The 21,282-nt window shown below is 70.2% G+C and carries 18 protein-coding genes, 1 tRNA gene and 1 pseudogene; 6 read left to right on the top strand and 14 right to left on the bottom strand.

The annotated features are described in order from the left end of the window. Positions 1–14: 14 nt before the first annotated feature. The 3 genes from J1C73_RS27200 (at position 15) to J1C73_RS27190 (ending at position 2,094) form a co-directional block, all read left to right on the top strand. A complete protein-coding gene (locus J1C73_RS27200; protein ID WP_123460497.1) occupies positions 15–734 on the top strand; it encodes an ABC transporter permease in 720 nt (239 codons plus the stop codon). A 298-nt stretch (positions 735–1,032) separates the two neighbouring features. Next, complete coding sequence (locus J1C73_RS27195) at positions 1,033–1,728, top strand: hypothetical protein (protein WP_207318706.1); 696 nt, start codon at positions 1,033–1,035, stop codon at positions 1,726–1,728. 277 nt (positions 1,729–2,005) lie between these two features. After that, a tRNA-Ser gene (locus J1C73_RS27190) sits at positions 2,006–2,094 on the top strand. Positions 2,095–2,096: 2 nt separating this feature from the next. Here J1C73_RS27190 and J1C73_RS27185 read toward each other — a convergent pair. The 9 genes from J1C73_RS27185 to J1C73_RS27145 all read right to left on the bottom strand — a co-directional run bounded on the left by J1C73_RS27185 (position 2,097) and on the right by J1C73_RS27145 (position 12,117). Continuing rightward, the gene (locus J1C73_RS27185; protein ID WP_207318705.1) at positions 2,097–2,918 is read right to left on the bottom strand and encodes an HAD family hydrolase; all 822 of its coding nucleotides are present in this window, start codon (positions 2,916–2,918) and stop codon (positions 2,097–2,099) included. Next, positions 2,915–4,204, bottom strand: a complete 1,290-nt coding sequence (serS, locus tag J1C73_RS27180) for a serine--tRNA ligase (protein ID WP_123460500.1) — start codon at positions 4,202–4,204, stop codon at positions 2,915–2,917. Before serS ends, J1C73_RS27185 begins: the two co-directional genes overlap by 4 nt. A 684-nt stretch (positions 4,205–4,888) precedes the next feature. Next, the gene (gene pheA, locus J1C73_RS27175) at positions 4,889–5,824 is read right to left on the bottom strand and encodes a prephenate dehydratase (protein ID WP_123460501.1); all 936 of its coding nucleotides are present in this window, start codon (positions 5,822–5,824) and stop codon (positions 4,889–4,891) included. A gap of 27 nt (positions 5,825–5,851) precedes the next feature. After that, a complete protein-coding gene (gene efeB / locus J1C73_RS27170) occupies positions 5,852–7,120 on the bottom strand; it encodes an iron uptake transporter deferrochelatase/peroxidase subunit (RefSeq protein ID WP_207318704.1) in 1,269 nt (422 codons plus the stop codon). A gap of 110 nt (positions 7,121–7,230) precedes the next feature. Beyond that, the gene (locus tag J1C73_RS27165) at positions 7,231–9,231 is read right to left on the bottom strand and encodes a copper resistance CopC/CopD family protein (protein ID WP_207318703.1); all 2,001 of its coding nucleotides are present in this window, start codon (positions 9,229–9,231) and stop codon (positions 7,231–7,233) included. Between the two features lie 14 nt (positions 9,232–9,245). Continuing rightward, positions 9,246–9,695, bottom strand: coding sequence for a copper chaperone PCu(A)C (locus J1C73_RS27160; RefSeq protein ID WP_207318702.1), 450 nt, complete (start codon positions 9,693–9,695; stop codon positions 9,246–9,248). Next, positions 9,692–10,345 (bottom strand): SCO family protein, encoded by a 654-nt coding sequence (locus J1C73_RS27155; protein ID WP_207318701.1) that lies wholly within the window; start codon positions 10,343–10,345, stop codon positions 9,692–9,694. Before J1C73_RS27155 ends, J1C73_RS27160 begins: the two co-directional genes overlap by 4 nt. A gap of 50 nt (positions 10,346–10,395) precedes the next feature. Further along, complete coding sequence (locus J1C73_RS27150) at positions 10,396–11,130, bottom strand: YcnI family copper-binding membrane protein (RefSeq protein WP_207318700.1); 735 nt, start codon at positions 11,128–11,130, stop codon at positions 10,396–10,398. 165 nt (positions 11,131–11,295) lie between these two features. Next, entirely contained in the window at positions 11,296–12,117 is an 822-nt protein-coding gene (locus J1C73_RS27145; RefSeq protein WP_207318699.1) for a hypothetical protein, read from the bottom strand. Between the two features lie 257 nt (positions 12,118–12,374). On the opposite strand from J1C73_RS27145, the gene J1C73_RS27140 reads away from it, so the two are divergent. Further along, complete coding sequence (locus J1C73_RS27140) at positions 12,375–12,980, top strand: ATP-binding protein (protein ID WP_207318698.1); 606 nt, start codon at positions 12,375–12,377, stop codon at positions 12,978–12,980. A 51-nt stretch (positions 12,981–13,031) separates the two neighbouring features. On the opposite strand, the gene J1C73_RS27135 is transcribed toward J1C73_RS27140, so the two are convergent. Both J1C73_RS27135 and J1C73_RS27130 read right to left on the bottom strand, forming a co-directional pair. Then, entirely contained in the window at positions 13,032–14,495 is a 1,464-nt protein-coding gene (locus tag J1C73_RS27135) for an aminopeptidase P family protein (protein ID WP_123460507.1), read from the bottom strand. A 131-nt stretch (positions 14,496–14,626) separates the two neighbouring features. Then, complete coding sequence (locus J1C73_RS27130; RefSeq protein ID WP_207318697.1) at positions 14,627–16,114, bottom strand: PP2C family protein-serine/threonine phosphatase; 1,488 nt, start codon at positions 16,112–16,114, stop codon at positions 14,627–14,629. 482 nt (positions 16,115–16,596) lie between these two features. Here J1C73_RS27130 and J1C73_RS27125 point away from each other — a divergent pair, with 482 nt between their 5' ends. After that, on the top strand, positions 16,597–17,307 hold the full coding sequence (locus tag J1C73_RS27125) for a bifunctional DNA primase/polymerase (protein ID WP_207318696.1): 711 nt from the start codon (positions 16,597–16,599) through the stop codon (positions 17,305–17,307). Between the two features lie 845 nt (positions 17,308–18,152). Here J1C73_RS27125 and J1C73_RS27120 read toward each other — a convergent pair. The 3 genes from J1C73_RS27120 to J1C73_RS27110 all read right to left on the bottom strand — a co-directional run bounded on the left by J1C73_RS27120 (position 18,153) and on the right by J1C73_RS27110 (position 20,859). Then, positions 18,153–19,118 carry a DUF5926 family protein gene (locus J1C73_RS27120; RefSeq protein WP_207318695.1) on the bottom strand — a complete coding sequence of 322 codons (966 nt, stop codon included), beginning with the start codon at positions 19,116–19,118 and terminating at the stop codon, positions 18,153–18,155. Between the two features lie 260 nt (positions 19,119–19,378). Then, positions 19,379–19,936, bottom strand: a complete 558-nt coding sequence (locus J1C73_RS27115) for an ATP-binding protein (RefSeq protein ID WP_372446745.1) — start codon at positions 19,934–19,936, stop codon at positions 19,379–19,381. A 155-nt stretch (positions 19,937–20,091) separates the two neighbouring features. Further along, positions 20,092–20,859 (bottom strand): glycerophosphodiester phosphodiesterase family protein, encoded by a 768-nt coding sequence (locus J1C73_RS27110; protein WP_207318694.1) that lies wholly within the window; start codon positions 20,857–20,859, stop codon positions 20,092–20,094. Between the two features lie 199 nt (positions 20,860–21,058). On the opposite strand from J1C73_RS27110, the pseudogene J1C73_RS27105 reads away from it, so the two are divergent. Then, a pseudogene (locus J1C73_RS27105) lies at positions 21,059–21,282 on the top strand (protease); the annotation flags it as partial.

Raw genomic sequence — 21,282 nt, 5'->3', positions numbered from 1 at the left:
AGCTGTGAAGCGTCATGTACGACCCCACAGTCGCCCGGCTCACCTACCGGGCCCTGCTCGGCCGGCGCCGGGCCGCCATCCTCTTCATCCTGCCCGCACTGCTGGTGATCATCGCGGTGGCGGTACGGATGTTCGCCGGGGCCGATGACCAGGTCGCCTCGGATGTGCTGGGCGGCTTCGCCATCGCCACCATGGTGCCGCTGATCGGCGTGATCGCCGGAACCGGAGCCATCGGTCCGGAGATCGACGACGGCTCGATCGTCTACCTGCTGGCCAAGCCGGTGACCCGGCCGACGATCATCTTCACCAAGCTGATCGTGGCCATCGCCGTGACGATGGTGTTCTCGGCGGTGCCGACCCTGGTCGCCGGCCTGATCCTCAACGGCAACGGCCAGCAGATCGCGGTGGCCTACACGATCGCCGCCCTGGTCGCCTCGATCGCCTACAGCGCGCTGTTCCTGCTGCTGGGCACGGTCAGCCGGCACGCGGTGGTCCTCGGACTCGTCTACGCGCTGGTGTGGGAGGCACTCTTCGGCAGCCTGGTCCCCGGTGCGCGCACGCTCAGCGTCCAGCAGTGGTCTCTCGCGCTGGCCGAGAAGGTCGGCGGGGGCGGCGCCATCACCTCCGACGTCGGACTGCCGCTCGCGACGGTGCTGCTGATCGCGGTCACCGTGGCGGCGACCTGGTACGCGGGCCAGAAGCTGCGCACCCTGAAGCTCGCCGGCGAGGAGTGAGGGCAGCGAGCCTGCGACGCGACAACCCCCGTCCGGGCGGACGGGGGTTGTCGCATGTCGGACAGTAATACGCGTAACTGTACGGATATCGGTTCGTTGTCCCGGATGCGTGGAGGCAACTGGAATCCGTGACGTCGAGCTTTCGTGAATTCGGGGAATGCCGATGCCGGTGGGACACGTCTGCGGGCGGCGCCCACCGGGTCGGCCATTGAGCAAGTGGCAACCGTGAGCGTCCTTCGCCCCTGAAGCCCGGGGAGAGGGCTGTCCCCCGTCGCTTTCACGATCGGAAGGCCTGCTCATGCCCACGGAAGTGGCCCTGCTCGAATCGCGCGCGCTGCGCGTCGAACAGATGGAGCGCGTCGACGCTCTCGACAAGGTGAAGAGCCTTGTCATGCTCCCGGACGGAATCCATGTCCGCACGGAGGACGTGGCCCGCTACTTCGAAGTATCCACAGAGGTCGTCAAGAAGGTGATCCAGCGCCACCGCGCGGAGATGGAGGAGAACGGTCTCAGGCTGCTGCGCGGCTCTGACCTGCGCGTTTTTAATAGGGACATGATGTCCCTATTGGATGGCAGGCAGGGGGAAAGTTATCCACAGGCACACGCGCAGCTCACGCTCTACACCCGCAGGACCGTCCTCAACGTCGCGATGCTTCTTCGCGACAGCGACATCGCGCGCTGCGTCCGTACGTACCTCCTCGACGCCGAGCAGGACCTGCGGGCGGGATACGCCTCGCTCGAACACCGCGTCACCCGGGTCGAAAGCTGCCTGGCCGGAGTCGGTACCGCCCTCCAGGAGCTGGGGCCGGTGCTCAACCGGATGTCGTTCCGGCTCGACAGTCTCGACCGGAGGCTGGAGGTCACGCAGCAGGTGATCGGTGCCATGAGCGTGCGGCTGGGCGGGGTGTCCGAGGACCTCGTCCGGCTCGACGGGCGGATGGACGCGCTCGCGCGCGGTCTGAAGGATCTCAGCCGCCGCAACAGGAGCCGCTGACGAACCCCGGTGTCCGGTGCCACCCGGCACCCGCCGCCCGTAAATGGGTGGCACCGGACATCGGGTGCGCCGCACAGTAGGCAGTACGGCACCCGCCGGGAACGACACCGCAGACCGGGAGAGGAGCGCGACGATGACCGGAAGTCCGAGTCCGTCGAGCTCCCAGCAGGGCGTGCCCGAGCGGGCCGCGGAGTAGTCAGCGACTGCTCCGCCGAGCCGCTTCGAGCAGCACGCCGGGGCGGCCGTTCACGCGCATCGCGCGCGGCCGCCCTCCCCCGGAGGATTGGCCGAGTGGTAAGGCAGCGGCTTGCTAAGCCGTCGTCGGGGTCCCGAAACCCCGCGCGCGTTCGATCCGCGCATCCTCCGCCTCAGGCAGCCGGCCCCGAAGGCCGCTGGAGCAGCTGCTCCAGCACCACGGCGATCCCGTCGTCCTCGTTCGACGCGGTGATCTCGTGGGCCACGGCCTTCAGATCCCCGTGCGCGTTGGCCATCGCCACACCGTGCCGCGACCAGGCGAACATCGGGATGTCGTTCGGCATGTCACCAAAGGCGATCGTGTCCGCCGCCTTCACCCCCAGCCGGCGTGCGGCCAGCGAGAGGCCGGTGGCCTTGCTGAGCCCCAGCGGCAGGATCTCCACGACCCCGGGGCCGGCCATGACCACGTCGACCAGATTGCCGACCGCCGCTCGCGCGGCCTTCGCCAGTGCGTCGTCGTCCAGATCCGGGTGCTGGATGTAGACCTTGTTGAGCGGGGCCGCCCACATCTCGGCCGGGTCCTGTATGAAGACGGCCGGCAGCGGACCCTCCTGCACGCGGTAGCCCGGACCGACCAGCACCTCGCCGTCCAGCCCGTCACGGCTGGCCGCCAGCGCCAGCGGGCCGACCTCCGCCTCGACCTTGGACAGTGCGAGACCGGCGAGCTGCCGGTCCAGGGTCAGCGAGGTCAGCAGCTTGCGCTCGCCCGCGTGGTAGACCTGCGCGCCCTGGCCGCAGACCGCTAGGCCCTCGTAGCCCAGGTCGTCCAGGATGTGCCGGGTCCACGGGACCGCGCGGCCGGTGACGATGATGTGCGCCGCACCGGCCGCGGTGACCGCGGCCAGTGCCTCGCGCGTGCGCCCGGAGACCGTGTCGTCCTCACGCAGCAGGGTGCCGTCGAGGTCGGTCGCGACGAGCTTGTAGGGAAAGGTCACTTGGCGACCGGCTCCAGAACCTCACGCCCGCCCAGGTACGGACGGAGCACCTCGGGCACCCGCACCGAACCGTCGGCCAGCTGGTGGTTCTCCAGGATCGCCACGATGGTGCGCGGTACGGCGCAGAGCGTGCCGTTCAGCGTGGACAGCGGCTGGAGCACCTTCTTGCCGTCGCGGGTGTCACGCATCCGGACGGACAGCCGGCGGGCCTGGAAACCGTCGCAGTTGGACGCGGAGGTCAGCTCGCGGTACTTGCCCTGCGTCGGGATCCACGCCTCGCAGTCGAACTTCCTGGAGGCCGAGGACCCCAGATCGCCGGTGGCGACATCGATCACCTGGAAGGGCAGCCCGAGCGCGGTGAGCCACTGCTTCTCCCAGTCCAGCAGTCGCTGGTGCTCGGCCTCGGCGTCCGCCGGGTCGACGTACGAGAACATCTCGACCTTGTCGAACTGGTGCACCCGGAAGATGCCACGGGTGTCCTTGCCGTACGTACCGGCCTCGCGGCGGAAGCACGGCGAGAAGCCCGCGTAGCGCAGCGGCAGCTTGTCCGCGTCGATGATCTCGTCCATGTGGTACGCCGCGAGCGGTACCTCGGAGGTGCCGACCAGGTAGTAGTCGTCCTTCTCCAGGTGGTACACGTTCTCCGCGGCCTGGCCGAGGAAGCCGGTGCCCTCCATGGCGCGCGGACGGACCAGCGCCGGGGTGAGCATCGGGATGAAGCCGGCCTCGGTGGCCTGGGCGATCGCCGCGTTGACGAGGGCGAGCTCCAGCAGTGCGCCGACGCCCGTCAGGTAGTAGAAGCGCGAGCCGGACACCTTGGCGCCGCGCTCCATGTCGATCGCGCCGAGCGCCTCGCCGAGTTCCAGGTGGTCCTTGGGCTCGAAGCCCTCGGCACCGAAGTCGCGGATGGTGCCGTGCGTCTCCAGGACGACGAAGTCCTCCTCGCCGCCGACCGGCACGTCCGCGTGGACGATGTTGCCGAGTCGCAGCAGCAGGTTCCTGGCCTCCTCGTCGGCCTCGTCCTGCGCCGCGTCGGCCGCCTTGACGTCGACCTTGAGCTGCTCGGCCTTCTTCAGGAGCTCGGCGCGCTCCTGAGGGGAGGCCTTCGGGATGAGCTTGCCGAGCGATTTCTGCTCGGAACGGAGTTCGTCGAACCGAACCCCGGACGACCTGCGCCGCTCGTCGGCGGAGAGAAGGGCGTCGACGAGTTCGACGTCCTCTCCACGGGCGCGCTGGGAGGCGCGAACACGGTCGGGGTCCTCACGAAGCAGGCGAAGGTCAATCACCCCTCCAGGCTACCGGTGTCGGCTTCCGTAGCTCGAACCGATATGGACAAGCGTGTCACTTTGCCCGAATTGCCGGTATTGGTAATGCTGGGGAGGAATCCCGGGCGAGCGTTTGGACGCCATCGTCAATAAAGAGGCCCTATTCCCCTAAATGGGGCAGAAGGGTTCATGGGTCTGACGTATCGGCCTTGGCTGGAAGGGGAGTTGACCGCCACTTGTCCACAGGGAGAGGTGGTTCTCGAAAGTTATCCACAGGCTGTGAGGAAGATCTGTGGACGCGGAGGAGATCATTCCGAAAGTGGCGTGAAGGCTCACGGAATCCCGCTTCAAACCCACCCAGCACGCTCGTCCGGGTGGGAATTCCTCGCCCTAAAGAGTTGATCAATGGAATTGAGGTGACACCGGGTGTCCTGCTGATCTGTGGACGGATCTGGGTGGGCTGGGAGATTTGTCGACCATGTCGCATTGCGGTGTCGACTTGTCCCCAGGTCGAGACTCGCTCCTGTGGATAACTTTTCCGATGCCGATGATCCGCTGATCGCACCGGAAAGGCGGACGTGTGGAAGGGCAGGAGCGCGAGGGCACGCGGTCGTACGGGGCGAGACGCGTGGGCGTACGGGGCGAGACGCGTGGGCGTACGGGTGTGAGGCGAGTGGGCGTTGGGGCCCGACGGGCCGCGAACCGTCAGGCCCGCCCGTCCTGGTTCCGGGCCAGCCAGTCCGAGGCCACCGTGAACTCCGCGTCCGACGTACCCGGACGCAGCCGGCGTACGTCCGCCGGCGTCACGCCCGCCCGCGGATACGAGCCGAGGAAACGGACGTTCGGGCAGATCCGCTTCAGCCCCATCAGCGCCTCGCCCACCCGGCGGTCGGAGATATGGCCCTCGGCGTCCACCGCGAAGCAGTAGTTCCCGATGCCCGCGCCCGTCGGCCGGGACTGGATCAGCATCAGGTTCACCCCGCGCACCGCGAACTCCTGGAGCAGTTCGAGCAGCGCACCGGGATGGTCGTCGCCCAGCCAGATGACCACCGACGTCTTGTCCGCACCGGTCGGCGCCGCCGGCCGGGCCGGGCGGCCCACCAGTACGAAACGGGTCTGGGCGTTCTCCGCGTCGTGGATCTCGGTCACCAGCGGTTCGAGCCCGTACGTCGCCGCGGCGAACTCACCGGCGAAGGCGGCGTCGTACCGCCCCTCCTGCACGAGCCGTGCACCGTCCGCGTTGGACGCCGCCGACTCCCATACGGCCTGCGGGAGGTGGGCGGCCATCCAGTTGCGTACCTGCGGCTGTGCGGCCGGGTGCGCGGTGACCGTCTTGACGTCGGACAGCTTGGTACCGGGGCGTACGAGCAGCGCGAAGGTGATGGAGAGCAGCACCTCGCGGTAGATCATCAGCGGTTCACCGCTGGTCAGCTGGTCGAGGGTGGTAGTGATGCCGCCCTCGACGGAGTTCTCGATCGGGACGAGTGCCGCGGCGGCCGTGCCGTTGCGCACCGCGTCCAGGGCCGCCGGCACGGAGACCATCGGGACGAGCTCACGGGTGGCGGCTTCCGGGAGCGTACGGAGGGCGACCTCGGTGAAGGTGCCTTCGGGACCGAGATAGGCGTAGCGCGTGGCGGACATACCGTCACCCTAATGCGCCGTGGTGGCTCAGGACTCCAGCAACCGCTGTCCCACGTACTCCCCGGCCGCCGCACCACCCGGCACCGCGAAGAGGCCGCTCGCCTCGTGGCGGAGGAAGGGCGAGAGGGCGTCTCCCCGGTCGAGTTTGCGCTGCACCGGTACGAAGCCCCGCAGCGGATCCGCCTGCCAGCAGATGAACAGCAGTCCGGCGTCCGGGGTGCCGTCCGCGGCGATGCCGTCGTGGTACGAGAACGGGCGGCGGAGCATGGCCGCTCCGCTGTTGCGCTCGGGGGAGGAGATCCGGGCGTGGGCGTTGTCGGGGATCAGCAGCTTGCCGTCGGGGCCCGCCTTGTCGAGATCCATGTCGGTGGTCTCGGTGCCGCCGCTCAGGGGGGCGCCGTCCGCCTTGCGTCGGCCGATGACCCGTTCCTGGCGCTCCACCGGGAGCTTCTCCCAGTCGTCGAGCAGCATCCTGATCCGCCGGACGACCGCGTACGAGCCGCCGGCCAGCCATTCGTACGTCGCTTCGTCGGCGCCGGACGGGATGAAGACGCGCTGGTCGAAGTCGGTGTCGGCCGGTTTCGGATTACCGGTGCCGTCGATCTGGCCCATCAGGTTGCGGGCGGTCATCGGCTTGGCGGTGGCGCCGGGTGTGCGGTTGAAGCCGTTCATCTGCCAGCGCACGGTGGCCGTCGAAGCGGCCTCCTTCTGTACGGCTCGCAGCGCGTGGAACGCGACGAGAGCGTCGTCGGCGCCGATCTGCACCCAGAGGTCGCCGTTGGAGCGGGTGGTGTCGAGGTGGTCGGCGGAGAACGGCGGCAGCGGGTCGAGTCCCGGTGGCCGGCGGCCGACCAGGCCCGTGCGTTCGAAGAAGGTGGCGCCGAAGCCGAAGGTGACGGTCAGTGAGGACGGACCGGCATCCAGCGCGATGCCGGTGTCGTGCCCCGTGCCGTCCGCCGCGCCACCGGCGGTGGGCTCGCCCGCCATCAGCCGCCGCGCGGCGGCTGACCAGCGGCGCATCAGGGCGGCCGCCTCCTTCCGGCCGGCGCCGGGGACCAGGTCGAAGGCGATGAGATGGCCGCTCGCCTGAAGCGGGGTGGTGATCCCCGGCTGATGTTTCCCGTGAAACATCACCTCTGAGGAGCCGACGGAGGTCAGCGCGGTCGGCGCCTTGTCCCGTGTCGCGGCGTAGCCGGTCGCACCGCCGGCCGCCCCGAGCACCAGCCCGGCGGCCCCTGCCACACCCGCCGAGCCGAGCAGCCGCCGCCGGGAGAGGGCGCCGGTGGTCACGGGCACGGCATCTTCGCCGGCCCTCTTGTTCCCGGGGTGTGAACCGGTGCCGTTGTCGGCGCTGGTTTTGGTTGCGTTGTCCGCGCTGTTTGAACTGTTTCCGCTCACGATCCTGCTCAGCCGATCTTCACGTTCTTGTCGACCGTGGTCTGGTCGATGTCCGACGTCCGTACGGTCGCCGAGACGTTCCAGTTGCCCGCTATCGGGATCTGGACGCCGGTGGATGTCCAGTGCCCCTCGGTCAGCCGGACCGGGACCACCGGAAGCGGGCCGATGTCCTTGGACTTCAGGGTGAGGGCGACCTTCACCTCGGGGACGTCCATGGCCTTTCCGTTGACGTCCTCGATCCAGAGGTGGAGCACATTGGTCCCGGTACGGCCCGGGTCGATGTCCACCCGGAGCGTGCCCTTGCCGTTCTCGCCGCCGGTGTCGAAGGGCAGCGTGAGGTTGACGGGACCGCTTGCCGCGGGGGCGGCGGCAGCGCTCGACGCACGGGCCGCCTCCTCCTCGGTACGGCCGGGCTCGGTCGAGGTCAGGATGGTGGTCACCGCCAGCAGAGCCACCGCGACGCCGACTTCGGCCAGCACCGAGCGGCGGAGGCCGGAGCGGTCGGGGTCGGCATCACGCACCCGCTTCCTCTCGGCGGTTGCCACGGCGGCCTTCTGGCGGGCGAGCTGGACGGCCCGCGCCGGGTCCTGCGAGGTGGGATCTTGCGACGCCGGGTCCTGCGACATCAGGTCCGGCTCCGGCTCCGGGTCGGGCGCGGCTTCGGCTGCGGGTGTGCCTGCTTCGGGTGCTGCCTCGGTCCCAGCCTCCGGGGCCGCGACCGCGACCCCGCCGGCCGCCAGCCGCGCCGTCCACCGGCGTGAGACCGATGCGACGCCGACGAGGACCGCGACGAGCCCCACCTTCACGAGCAGCAGCTGCCCGTACCCGGTGCCGGTCAGCGCGGACCATGAGCCGAGCTGGCGCCAGGACTGGTAGATCCCGGTGGCGGCGACCACGAGGACACTGCCGAACGCGATCCGGGAGAAGCGCCGTACGGCGTCGGCGGTGACATCGGGGGTGCGGTACAGCGCGACCAGCAGGGCCGCGAGTCCGCCCAGCCAGGTCGCTACGGCCAGCAGATGGAGGACATCGACCGGCATGGCGATCCCCGGCTGGATACCGGTCGACGCGTGCTCGGCGAGGGCCCAGGTCCCGGCGATCCCGGCGGCGATGACCGCGCCGCCGATGGCGAGGCCGAAGGTGAGGTCCTTCTTCTCGCGCTCGTCCTCGCGCTTCGCGTAGGCCCCGAACAGCACGGCGATGAACAGCGCACTGGCACCGAGCAGCAGCAGCCGCGAGACGAGTGCGGCGCCGGGCTTGGTGTCGAGGACCGCCTTCAGCCCGTCGAGGTCGAAGGCGTCCGCGAGCTTCCCGGAACCGGTGTACGGGTTGCGCAGCAGCAGCATGGCGAGGGTGGCCGCGGTGAGGGTCATCCAGCCGCGCACCACGAGGCGTTGCAGCGGGCGCGCGCCCGCCCCGCGCTGCCAGCAGGCCAGCACGAAGGCGGCGCCGCCGGCGAGCACGATGAAGCCGGCGTACGCGGCGTAGCGCGCGATGTCGTAGAGCGTGCCGACGAGACCGCCCCCGGCCTTGCTCTCCGGGAGGGCGACGGTGGTCTCGGAGGGGGCGCCGATGGAGAAGGTGAAGGCGCCGGAGACCGGATGGCTGTCGGCGGAGACGGCCTGCCAGGCGACGGTGTACGTGCCGTCGGGCAGACCGGTGTGCAGGGCGACGCCGTATTTCACGGTGGAGCCGCTGTGCAGATCGAGCGGGGCGGCCTCGGTGTCGGCGCGCTTGCCGTTCGGGTCCAGGATCCGGATGGAGCCCTCGCCCACGGCGACCTGCTCGGAGAAGGTCAGCGTGACCTGTTTGGGTGCGGTGTCGACCACCGCCCCGTCCTGCGGATCGCTCCCGGTGAGCGCGGCGTGAGCCGACGCGGGACCCGCGACCGCCAGCAGCAGACCGAACACCACGCCGACCAGAGCGGCGAGGAGTCCGGCCTTGGCGAGCGGCCGGCGTATGGCGGATACGGACGGGGGCGGCCCGAAGTGCGGGGCGGTGGCTGTCATGGTCTGTCAGTCCCTCACTGCTTCTTCGGGTTGTGGGTGGTCTCCTTCACGGGAAGGTCGACCTTGATCGGGTCGGCCTTCTCGAAGTGCAGCTCCACGGACACCTTGTCGCCCTGCTTGGGCCGCTGCTTGAGCTTCATGAACATGATGTGGTTTCCACCGCGTTCCAGGTCCAGCTCACCGCCCGCGGGTACCGCGAAGGACGTCACCATGCGCATCGTCTGGTTCTTCGTCTCGTGGATCGTGACGTCGTCCGAGAGCGGGCTGGTGACGGAGGTGAGCCGGTCGGAGCTGCCGCCGCTGTTCTGCACGACGAGGAAGCCGGCCGCCATGTCGTTGACGGGCTGCGGCATGAACGCGCCGCTGACCTTCAGTTCCGGCTTGCTGTCCGAGGAGGAGCACCCCGCCAGCGTCAGCCCCGTGGAGAGGGCCAGGACGCCGGCGAGGGCGGTGCGGCGGTTCACGGCTTCTCCCCCTTGATGATCTTGGGGAGGTCCTTGGTGTAGTCGTCGGGCGTGGTGTCCTCGCCGTACAGCACGTACCCCTTGTCGGTCTTCGGGGAGAACGCGATGACCTGCGAGCCGTGCATCGAGATGACCTTGCCGTCCTTCTCCTTCTTCGGCGCGTCGATACCGATGCCGATCTGCCGGGCGCCCGCCTGGATGGTCGGGAAGTCGCCGGTGAGACCGATGAAGGACGAGTCCTGGGACTTGAGCCAGCTGCCCAGCGAGGACGGGGTGTCCTGCTCCGGGTTGGTGGTCACGAAGACGACCTGGAGCTTGTCCCGGTCCGCCTCGGGGAGGGACTTCTTGGCGATCGCGATGTTGCTCATGATGAGCGGGCAGACGTCGGGGCACGTGGTGTAGCCGAAGTAGATGAGCGTCGGCTTGCCCTTGGTCTTCTCGCGCAGGTCGTACTTCTTGCCGTGGGTGTCGGTCAGGACGAGATTCGGCTTGGTGAACGGATCGTCGAGCACCGTCGCGGCCTTGGTCCTCGCCTCCGTCGAGACGTCGGCGATCGGCTTCTTGCTGTCGTTGTCACTGCCGCCGCAGGCGGACAGGGTGAGTGCGGCCGCGGCGACGAGCGCCGCGGCCAGCACAGACTTCTTAACCATGGAGCACTGATTCCTGATGGGTCGGTGTAACGGGTGGGGCTTCTGGACGGTCAGGCGGTGCGCCGACGGCCGGCCAGCACGCCGAACGCGACACCTGCGACGCCGATGACGATGCCGACGACGCCGAGGACGCGGGCCGTGGTGTCGCTGGAGGAGGACGCCGAAGCGGTCGTCTCCTTGTCCTTCGACTGGTCCGCGGCAGCGTTCTTGCCAGTGGAGCCGGCGGCCGCGGCGCCGTGCGCGGCATCGGTGGCAGCCGTCAGCTTGAGGACCGGAGCGGGGCTCTCGGGCTCTTCGGCCCCGTCCTTCTGCTCCTCGATCCAGCGGACGACTTCCTTGTCGTCGTACGTCTGGATGGCCTTGAACACCAGTTGGTCGGCGTTCTCGGGGAGCTGGCCGACGGAGAGCGGGAACTGCTGGAAGCGGCCGGGCTCGATCTTGGCGCCGTCCGCGGTCCAGGTGACCTTGGAGACGGCCTCGTTGATCTTCTTGCCGTGCATGTCGAGCGGCTTGGCCAGCTTGCTGGTGGTGACGTCGATCTTCCAGCCGGGGATCGCCTGCGGCTGGACGGAGGCCAGCGGGTGGTCGGTCGGGAAGTTGACCTCGAGCTTGGTCGTCGCGGCGTCGTCGCGCTCGTTGGGGACCTTGAAGTTGATGACGGCGTAACCGCCCTTGGCGGCCTCGCCCTGCGGCTGGACGCTGACGTGGGCGGAGGCCGTACCGGCGAGGATGAGCACGGTGGACGCGGCGACGCCGCCGACGAGGGCGATGCGGGAAACGTTCATGTCAGGGATCACTCCACAAAGCACGAAGGAAAGGTGCTCCGCCGCGCGGGTGCGCGACGGCATCGCGACACCTCTTCCTCACGAGCAGCGGGTGCGCGCCGGCCCGCACCGGCACCGGAGAGGTGCCTGCGAGGGGCGCGCGTGCATCGCGTGGAGGGCGTCGCGTCAGGCTGCGAGAGCGCATACGGGCGGCGGCCCGCGTCTGATCACCATGTGCTGCAAGGGGTCCCCGGTGACCGGGGGCGGTGCGTCCACGGCCGTACGGAGGGTGCACGGCCCGGTCGCCGGTCCGCCCGGAAGGCCGGCGCGCAGGGCGGACACGAGGACGAGCGCCGCGCGCAGCGCCCGCAGCCGGGCTGCGGCCGCGACCTGCTGGGCGCCGTGCGCCGACAGCCGGGCGAGCCGGAACAGGGCGATCTCACCGCGTCGCAGCAGCCAGCCGGTGGCCAGCGCTGCCAGCAGGTGGCCGAGCAGCATGGGCAGGCTGGGGAACATTCCGGCGAGGCCGGCCGCTCCGCCGGTGCCGGCCATGCCGCCGGAGGGGGCGGTGGCCAGGTGCTGATGGGCCTGCTCGGTCACCGATGCCGGGTCGATGCCCGCGGTGGTGACGATGCGATGGGCGTCGGTGGCGCTCAACTGCGCGGGGCCCGCCCCGCAGACGAGGCCGGCCGCGAACCGGATCAGCGAGTCCTCACCGGCCGCGGGCTGTTGCGTCGCGGTGTGCGTACCGACACCGAAGAGCGTGTGCAGTGCGATCTGTCCGCCGGCCAGGGCCGCCGCGATCGACGGCAGCGAGCGTTCGCGGCCGGCCAGTGGTACCGCCACCGCGAGAATCCCGAGGAATCCGGCGAGCAGGGTCCACCCGGGCACCGCCACGCAGGAGGCCAGTGCGTGTCCGGCTGCGGACAACGCGACGCAGACCGCGGCGAACACCGCGGCCCTCAACAGCCGCAGACCGGCTCCGGCGCGTCCCACAGACCTAGACATGGCCGGGTCATCATCGCACTGCGACCCCGACCGCCGTACGGCAGGTCCGGAAGGTCACCTTCCGCCCGATTGGCTGCGCACCGGGCTGTTGGGGATGGTTGCGGACGGGGTAGGAGAGGCCTTGTGGGCGGGCATGCACAGGTGTGGCAAGCCCGGGTATCCGCCGAATGAGCGGTCTCACATCCCGTCCGTGCTTACGAACGGCATCGGGCGGCAATACGTATCGGTATGTCGAGCCGCAGCCAGGAGGCTGGAGCATGAGCATGTGGTGGTCACTCCATCTGCGGCGCGAAGCTGCGAGCGTTCCGCTCGCCCGTCGTTTCCTGCTCGGCACCATGGAATCCGCGGGCGTGGACCCGGACATCTCCTTCGACCTGTCGGTCGCGCTCAGCGAGGCCTGTGCGAACGCCGTCGAGCACGGCGGGGTCCATGGCGGCCCGGACGATGCCGGGGGGATCTGGGACGCATGGGAGGAGCCGTCCAGTACGGCCTGCGGGCAGTACCGGGTGACCGCGTATCTGGACGGCGAGAAATGCCGCATCGAAGTCTCTGATTCCGGTCCCGGCTTCCCCGCCCGGCGCACGCTTCGCGACGCCGCACAGCAGCAACAGCAGCAACAACAGCAGCACGATCCGTACCAACAGGAACCGCAGCAGTACGAACTGCGGCAGTTCCAGTCACAGCAGGCCGGGCAGCAGCCAGCGCATCCGCCGCTGGCCGCCGAGAGCGGGCGTGGCCTCTGCCTGATCGAGCAGCTCGCCGACCATGTCCACTTCGGCAACCGGCCGGGGCGCGGCGGCGCGGTGGTGAGCTTCGACAAGATCCTGAAATGGCGGGAGGACGCCCTGCTCATGGTGTCCTGAGCAGGGCGCCCTCCGGCGCGCGTCGGCGGCCCGTGACCGGCCGGCGGCAGGTCAGCCCTTGAGCCGGGCCATCCAGGCCTCGACCTCGTCGGCCTGACGCGGCAGCTTGTCCGAGAGGTTCCGGTTGCCGTCCTCGGTGACGAGGATGTCGTCCTCGATCCGGACGCCGATGCCGCGGTACTCCTCGGGGACGGTCAGGTCGTCGGCCTGGAAGTAGAGACCGGGCTCGACGGTGAGGCACACCCCGGGCTCCAGCGTTCCGTTGACGTACGACTCCGTCCGCGCGGCGGCGCAGTCGTGGACGTCCATGCCGAGCATGTGGCCGGTGCCGTGCAGGGTCCAGCGGCGCTGCAGGCCCAGCTCCAGGACCTCGTCCACGGACCGGTCGCCGAGCAGACCCCACTCGACGAGCTTCTCGGTGAGAACGCGCTGCGCGGCGTCGTGGAAGTCGCGGAAGCCGGCGCCGGGCTTCACCGCCGCGATACCGGCCTCCTGGGCCTCGTACACCGCGTCGTAGATCTTCCGCTGCAGCGGCGTGAACGTGCCGTTGATGGGAAGGGTGCGGGTCACATCGGCGGTGTAGAGGTCGTTGGTCTCCACGCCGGCGTCGAGCAGCAGCAGCTCGCCGGAGCGCACCGCGCCGTCGTTGCGCACCCAGTGCAGGGTGGTGGCGTGCGGGCCCGCGGCGCAGATCGAGCCGTAGCCGATGTCGTTGCCCTCGATGCGGGCGCGCAGGAAGAACGTTCCCTCGATGTACCGCTCGCTCGTCGCCTCGGCCTTGTCGAGGACCTTCACCACGTCCTCGAACCCGCGCGCGGTGATGTCGCAGGCCTTCGCCAGCTCGGCGATCTCGAAGGCGTCCTTGACCACGCGTGCCTCGGAGAGGAAGACCCGCAGCTCCTCGTCGCGCTCTGCGGTGACCTTGTCGGTCAGCGCGGCCTCGATGGCGGCGTCGTGGCCGCGGACGTTACGGACCGGGCCGGTGGCCTCGGTCAGCGCGGCGGGCAGCTCCCGTACGTCCTTCGCCGGGATGCCGAGCAGCTGCTCGGCCTCGGTGAGGGAGTGGCGGCGGCCGACCCACAGCTCGCCCTGGCCGTCGAGCCAGAACTCGCCGTTCTCACGGTCCGAGCGCGGCAGCAGGTAGACGGTCGCCTCGTGGCCGCCGTCCTTCGGCTCCAGGACGAGGACGCCGTCCTGGGTCTGGTCGCCGGTGAGGTACGCGTACTCGGTGGAGGCGCGGAAGGCGTACTCGGTGTCGTTGGAACGGGTCTTCAGCCGGCCCGCGGGAACGACCAGCCGCTCGCCGGGGAAGCGCGCGGAGAGCGCGGCGCGGCGGTCGGCGGTGTGCCCGGCCTGAGCGATCGGCTCCAGTCCGTGCAGCTCGGTGTCGGCCCAACCGGACTTCATGCTCGCGGCGAGCTCGTCGGAGACGCCCGGGTACAGGCCGTTCTTCCGCTGCTTGACCGGCTCTGCCTCTTCGGTCTCCGGGTTCTCCGGGGTGAGCTCCTCAGACACGACTTGTCTCTCCTTGATACGACACTGGGCCCCCTCCATCGTACGGGCGTACGGAAGGGGGCCCAGGGCCGGAAGACCTCTTACCCGGATTGCTCGGACCACCGTGAACGGACCGGCGGCACCGCGGCGGCTCAGTCGAACCGTGCGGCCAGCACCACCACGTCCTCGGTGTCGTCGCCCTGCTCGGGCCCGTCGGGCAGCATGGTGCGCAGCACATGGTCGGCGACCGACGCGGCGTCATGGCGCAGCGCCCTGGGGACGCTCGCCGCCGCCGAGTGGAGCCGGGCGAACGCCCGGTCCATCGAGTCCCCGGCCCGGCGCAGCAGGCCGTCGGTGTACAGCAGTACGGTCTCGCCGGGCGCCGGGGCGATCTCCACGCTCGGCGCCTCCCAGCAGGCGAGCATGCCCAGCGGCGCGGACAGGGTGGTCTCCACGTACTCGGTGCGCCGGTCGCCGACGATCAGCGGCGGGGTGTGCCCGGCCCCGGCCAGCAGGATCTTGCGGCGGGCGGGCTCGCAGTAGGCGAAGAGCGCGGTCGCGGAACGGGCGGGTTCGGTCAGCCGCAGCAGGAGCTCGAGATCGGAGAGTACGGCGACCGGGTCCTCGCCCTCCATCACCGCGTACGCCCGCAGGCCGGCGCGCAGCCGTCCCATCGCGGCCAGGGCGCTCGGCCCGGAGCCGCTCACCGAGCCGACGGCGAGGCCGAGCGCACCTTCCGGGAGGGCCAGCGCGTCGTACCAGTCGTTGCCGCCCTGGGGCGCGGCGTGATGGCGTACGGCCAGCTCCACGCCGGGAATCCGGGGCATCCGGCTGGGCAGGAGCTCCTCGGTGACGGTGGCGACATCGGTCCTGGCCCGCTCCAGCTCCAGCAGCCGGGCCAGATGTTCGGCGGCGTACCCGGTGTACAGGCCGATCAGGTGGCGCTGGCGCTCCAGCGGCTCGGCGGGTTCGTCGTAGAGCCAGACGGCGGCGGCGAGCCGGCCGGTCCGGTCGGTGGTGATCGGCAGTGCGTAGCTGGCGGCGTAGCCGAGCCGGGCGGCGACCTCACGCCTGCGGGGGTCCAGGCCGGTGTCGCCGGGCAGGTCGGGGGTGGTCAGCGGGCCTTCGGCGTTGGGCAGACCTTCCAGGATCCGTCCGTAGGACGTGGCGCTGCGCGGCACCGTCTCGATCTGGCCGAGCTCCGCGTGGGCCAGTCCGAGGCCGATGGTGCTGACGGGGCCGCGGCGGTCGGACGGTTCGAACGCGATCAGCCCGCGGCGGGCTCCCACCAGAGCGGCTCCGGCGTCGAGCAGTTCGTGAAGTGCGTCGTCCAGGGTGCTGGTTCTGGCCAGCCGCTCGGTGAGCTCGTGCAGCGTGGTGAGGTCGGAGACCCAGCCCGCCAGACGGTCCTGGACGAAGGCACTGGGGGCGGCGGGCACCTCGGAGAGAGGCCCGTCAGTGTGCGTCGAAACCGGAACTGTGGGATCGATTCCAGCCACTTTCGGCAGGTGCGGGGCGCTCATGGTTGCCGGCTTTCCGACTGGTGTTTTTCGTCGAATAGCATCGCAAACCCCCATGTCATTCTGCGCCGCTATCAGTGCATCCACATGTACACGCACAAGTGAGGCGATGTCCAGCATTGTCCCCACGGGATTTGTGGTGTCCAAGTGATAACTAACTTGGCCAAAAAATGCACCCTGCGGCAGCTATTTGCGGTCGACTGGGTCTGCTCGGGCAGGAGGTGCCCTCGGGGTGAAGTCCCGAGGGGAGCGTCATTCCGGGCATGCTGGGTACGTAGTCGATAGATGGCCAGGGGTGGTTCCGACCACTCCCGGAACCTGGCAGCGGGCCCGGACGTCCTCATGTGTGACGGCCACGCCCCACCCCCGAGTGGCGAGGTTGTACGTACGGACGGCAGGCGCGATACGCGCCCTGCGCCCCGCCACGATTTCGACTGGAACCGGCTCGATTCGGCTCAGCACAGCTCACGCTCGGTAGCGACGACCAACCCGTACCGCAGGCTCGACGAGCATGTACACACAGTGAATTTCCGCACACGCGATGTGACGCACGCGTGGTGTGATGTGGACCCTCGGCGTTCAACGGAAAGGAACGAGCGCTCATGCGCGAGATCCTCGGAAGGCGACGCAGGCTCCGGTTCCGGGACAGGCCCGCCCAGCTCGACGCGGCCCTGGCCTGTGCCACCGAGTGGCGGTGGCCGGTACTCCCGGGAGTGGGGCTGCAGACGGCCGACGGCCGCGGTGAGCGCGGCTGCGCCTGCCCCGATCCCGAGTGCGCCGTGCCCGGCGCGCACCCCTTCGATCCCGGACTGCTCGCGGCGACCACCGACCCGCGAATGGTGCGCTGGTGGTGGACGAACCGGCCCACCGCGCCGGTCGTGCTGGCCACCGGCGGGTCGGCCCCGTGCGCACTGAGCCTGCCGGCCGCGGCCGGTGCCGGCGCGCTGGCCGGACTCGACCGGATAGGGGTGCGGCTGGGCCCCGTGGTGGCGACGCCGACCCGGTGGTCGCTGCTGGTCGCCCCGTACACCCTCGAACGGCTCGGTGAACTGCTGCACGCGCAGGACTGGGTGCCCAGTTCGCTGCGGTTCCACGGTGAGGGGGGCTATCTCGTCCTTCCGCCGTCCGAGACCGGTGCGGGGCAAGTGCGCTGGGAGCGGGCCCCGGACCGGGTCTCCCGGCTGCGGCTGACGGGCGGAGCGCCCGTCGCGGCGGCCGCCTCGCCGTGGCTGCCGGATGTGGGGACGGTTCTGGACGCGCTGGTCGAAGCGAGCAACAGCGCCCCGGACGGCGGTAGCCGGCTCGCCTACTGACGGGCGGGCGGCGGCGGCGCGCCGGGATTTCGGCGCGACGTCAGGAATCGCCGCACACCGGGCAGCCGGGGCCCGCCGGGGATACCCGCAACGGTGTGCTGCTGGATCTTCCGGGCCGTCGGCCGCCGCCATGGCCTTGTGCCGGCTGTGCAAAGCACGCCGGTACAAAGTCGTTCGGCGGTCGGATTTCTGATGCCCCCTCCGAAACGCGTTCGAAGAATGTTCGAGTTTCTCTTTCGAGGATCACTTCAGACGTTGTCAGAGGGGCTGTCCGGGCGCTGTCCCGGTGTTTCTTCGGCTGCATTCCGGCGGCAGCCGCATTCCTGCGGATGTCCGAAGGTTCGGCGGACGGCTGCGGTCGGCGCCTTCCCGCCCGGCGCCGGCGGACCCTGCGGCTGACGCGGGATCCGGGGGTGTGCGGCGCCGCTGCGGGCACCGGATCCGATCCGGGTTCTGTGGGGGCCGGACCCAATCCGGTTTGATCCGAGCCGGGTTGACGCAGGCCAGTGGCCGCTGCTGTCCGAGCCGGCCGAACTGACGGGAGCGCCGCGAGCCGTCGGAGGCCGGGCAGCAGATGGCGGGGCTTGTGTCACTGAAGGGCTCGTCCGGGGACCGTGTCAGGTCTGTGCGCGGTTCGCGCGCCGTGCGTGCGCCGTGGGCGCCGTACCCGAAAATGAGGATGCCCGGTCGCTGGCGACGGGGGATGCACCAGCGACCGGGCTTCTAGAACGGTAACAAGAGATCTGCCGTTCGCAAATTCGATCTCATGTATTCGGACAGCGATTTACCTGTCAGTACGGTCAGTTGTGACGCGAGTCACCGTACGGTCCGGGTGATGGTCACTGTCAGCTGAGTGTCACTTGGCGGTTGGTGAGCCCGCCGCGCGCCCGGCGCTCCTCGGGGGTCAGGGGCGCGTCCGAAGCGAGCGCCGTGGCCAGCCGCTCCGCGAACACGGCGGCGGGCTTCTCGCACTCCTCGGCCCCCATCGCGCTCGGCAGATCCCAGACCGGGACCATCAGGCCGTGCGCGCGGAAGGAGCCGACCAGCCGGGTCCCCTCGCCGAGGGACGAGACTCCGGCGGCGTGCAGCCGGGCGAGAGCGTCGAGGAGCTGCTCCTCGGGGTGCGGCATGACCCACCGGAGGTGGTTCTTGTCCGGCGTCTCGCACCAGTAGGCGGCGTCCACCCCGGTGAGCAGGACGGTCGGGATCGCGGCGTCGTTCGCGCGCTCCAGGGAGGCGGACACCTCGGCCGTGGTGTTCTCCGAGTCCGGCACCCAGAACTCGAAGCCGGAGTGCACGACCGGCGCGAACGGCGCATCCGGGTCCAGGACATCCTGCAGCCGGGGTCCGTCGGCCGGAACACGCCGGGCGGCGACGGGCGAGCCGGGCTCGGTCTCCAGCGCCCGCTGCAGGGTGTCGGCGAGGTCCCGGCTGAGGTCACCGGAAGAGGTGTCGTTCTGCAGGGCGAGCAGGACCGAGCCGTCGTCGCGGCGCAGCGCGGGCCAGGCCATCGGGAGCACGGTCGCGAGCGTCACGGACGGCACGCCTTCGGGCAGCCCGCCCTCCAGCGTCAGCTCGACCGTGGCCGCGGGGACCAGCTCGCGCAGCGCGACCCAGTCGCATTCGCCGGCCAGTCCCTCGAAGGGGCGCTGGACCAGCTCGGTCACGGCCTGGGCGGCGGCGCGGCCGTGGCAGGCCTTGTAACGGCGGCCCGAACCGCACGGGCAGGGCTCGCGAGCCCCGACCACCGGGATCTCGCCGTCCTTGAGTTGCTGCTTCCCGGCCTTGGTCTGAGGGCGCTTCTTGGCCATGGTGGGCTTTCTCCCGGTTGCGACGGTTGCGACAGTGCGGTCTGGGCCGCGAGCCTAGCCGCCCGTGCGGTGTCCGGGGCACAGCTGCCCCAGCCGCCTGCGGGCACGGGCCCGCGAACGCCGCGTTTCGGGTGCCGCGCTTTTGGTGCCGCCTTCCCGGTTGTCGTACCGCTTCGCCCGCGTGGCCAGCCCGCGTGTCCAGCCCGCGGGGCTCGCCCGCGTAGGCCTGCGACGCGTCAGCCCACGGGGCTGCGCCCAGTTCAGCCCGCGTCGTCGAAGGCGTCGGCGAGATCCAGCCCGTCGAGCCCCGGCACGACGGGCATTCCGGTCGCGCCCGGCAGCACGGTCGTACCCGTTGCCCGTCCGTTGCCCTGTCCGCCCGGCCGGCCGCCGGGGCGCCCCGGCCCTTCGTTGACCAGCACCCAGACCGTGACCTCGCCGGACGAGTCGTCGCGCACGCCCCACTTCTCGGCGAGTGCGCTGATGATGTTGAGCCCTCGGCCGCCGCGCGCGGTTACCGATGGAGTGGCCGGAACCGGTCGGGTCGGACCGCCTCCGTCCGTCACCTCGACGGTCAGCCCGCCCGTTCTGTCGACGCGCCAGGCGGCGCGCACGTCGCCCTCTCCCACGTCGCTGTGCCGGCCCAGCGGCCTGCCGTGCCGGCAGGCATTGCTGAGCAGTTCGGAAAGGATCAATACAGCATCGTCGACGACCGAATCCGACACCCCGTGGCTGCGCAACTGCTCACGCATCCGGTGCCGTGCCTGACCCACGCCCGCAGGGCCATGGGGAACGGCCATGCTCGACGACGTGGGCACTTCCTGTGCCACCACCAACGCCACCCCCGAGACCTCCTTTGCCCCACGCCACGGAGTGGATGCCCCCCTGGGCTGGGCCGGAAACCGGCCAGTGGTCTGCCAGTGACGCACTCGTAACGATCGAGTGCAGCCCGAATGCGCCGGTGTACTCCCTGTTACTGATATGAAGAGCGTCCCAATTGTGACAGGACCTGCTTCGGGCGGTTCGTGATGATCGCCTCCACTCCGAGCCGGACGCAGAGGTCGACGTCCTCCGGTTCGTTGACCGTCCAGACGTGTGCCCGGTGGCCCGCGCGGTGCAGGCGGTCGATGTAGCCGGGGTGACTGCGCACGATCCGCATCCCGGGACCGGCGATCCGGGCGCCGGCCGGCAGCCGTCCGTCGCGCAGTCGCGGCGAGACGAACTGCATCAGATAGACGGTGGGCAGATCCGGTGAGGCGTCCTGGATGCGGTGCAGGGAGCGGGCCNNCCGCTCCTCGACCTGGCCCGCCCAGCGGGTCGGGTGCTTGGTCTCGATGGCCAGCTGGAGCGGACGCCCGGCGGCTCGTGTCTCGAGGAGCAGTTCGAGCAGCCGTTCCAGGGTGAGTACGGAGGTGAGCTCGCCCGGGACCGGGTCCCAGTCCGGGGACTCCGATTCCTCGCGGTCCTTCCACGAGCCGAAGTCGAGGGCGGCGAGCTCGGAGAGCTCCAGGGCGGAGACCGCGCCGCGACCGTTGGACGTACGGTTCACCCGACGGTCGTGTACGCATACGAGATGGCCGTCGGCGGTGAGCCGTACGTCGCACTCCAGGGCGTCGGCGCCGTCCTCGATCGCCTTCCGGTATGCGGCCAGGGTGTGCTCGGGGGCGTCGTCGGACGCGCCTCGGTGTGCGATGACCTGGATGGGATGCTGCGTGGTGTGCTGCTGCCGTGCTTGGGTCACCGCGTCATGGTGTCACCGGCGGGCCCGCGGGCGCGCGAACCTTGCGACGCGGGACCGTTTTGCCCGATGTAAAGACCCGTGCGCGGATGCACAGGTCCTGCTTACAGTGGTCTGACGTGCTGTGGGAAAAGCTGACTCCAGACACGTGCACAGCGGATCTCTTGCCGAATCATGATGTGGAACCGAGGAGTACAGAGCTGTGAGCACAGAGAACGAGGGCAACGAGGGCACCGCGGCCGAGGCCGCCCCGTCCGTTCCGTCCGCACCTCCAGTGCCGGCCGATGCTCCCCAGGGGCCTCCTGGAAGCGCGCCCCCGGCCGCTGCGCAGCCGGATGTGACGGCTGTGCAGCCGCAGGTCCCCCCGGCCCATGACCCGGCGACCACGCCCATGGCCCAGGTCCCGTCGGCGCCGCAGCCCCACAC

The sequence above is a fragment of the Streptomyces laculatispora genome (genome assembly GCF_017353455.1).
GTDB classification, from domain to species: Bacteria; Actinomycetota; Actinomycetes; order Streptomycetales; family Streptomycetaceae; genus Streptomyces; species Streptomyces laculatispora.
This window is presented reverse-complemented; position numbering and strand designations above follow the sequence as displayed.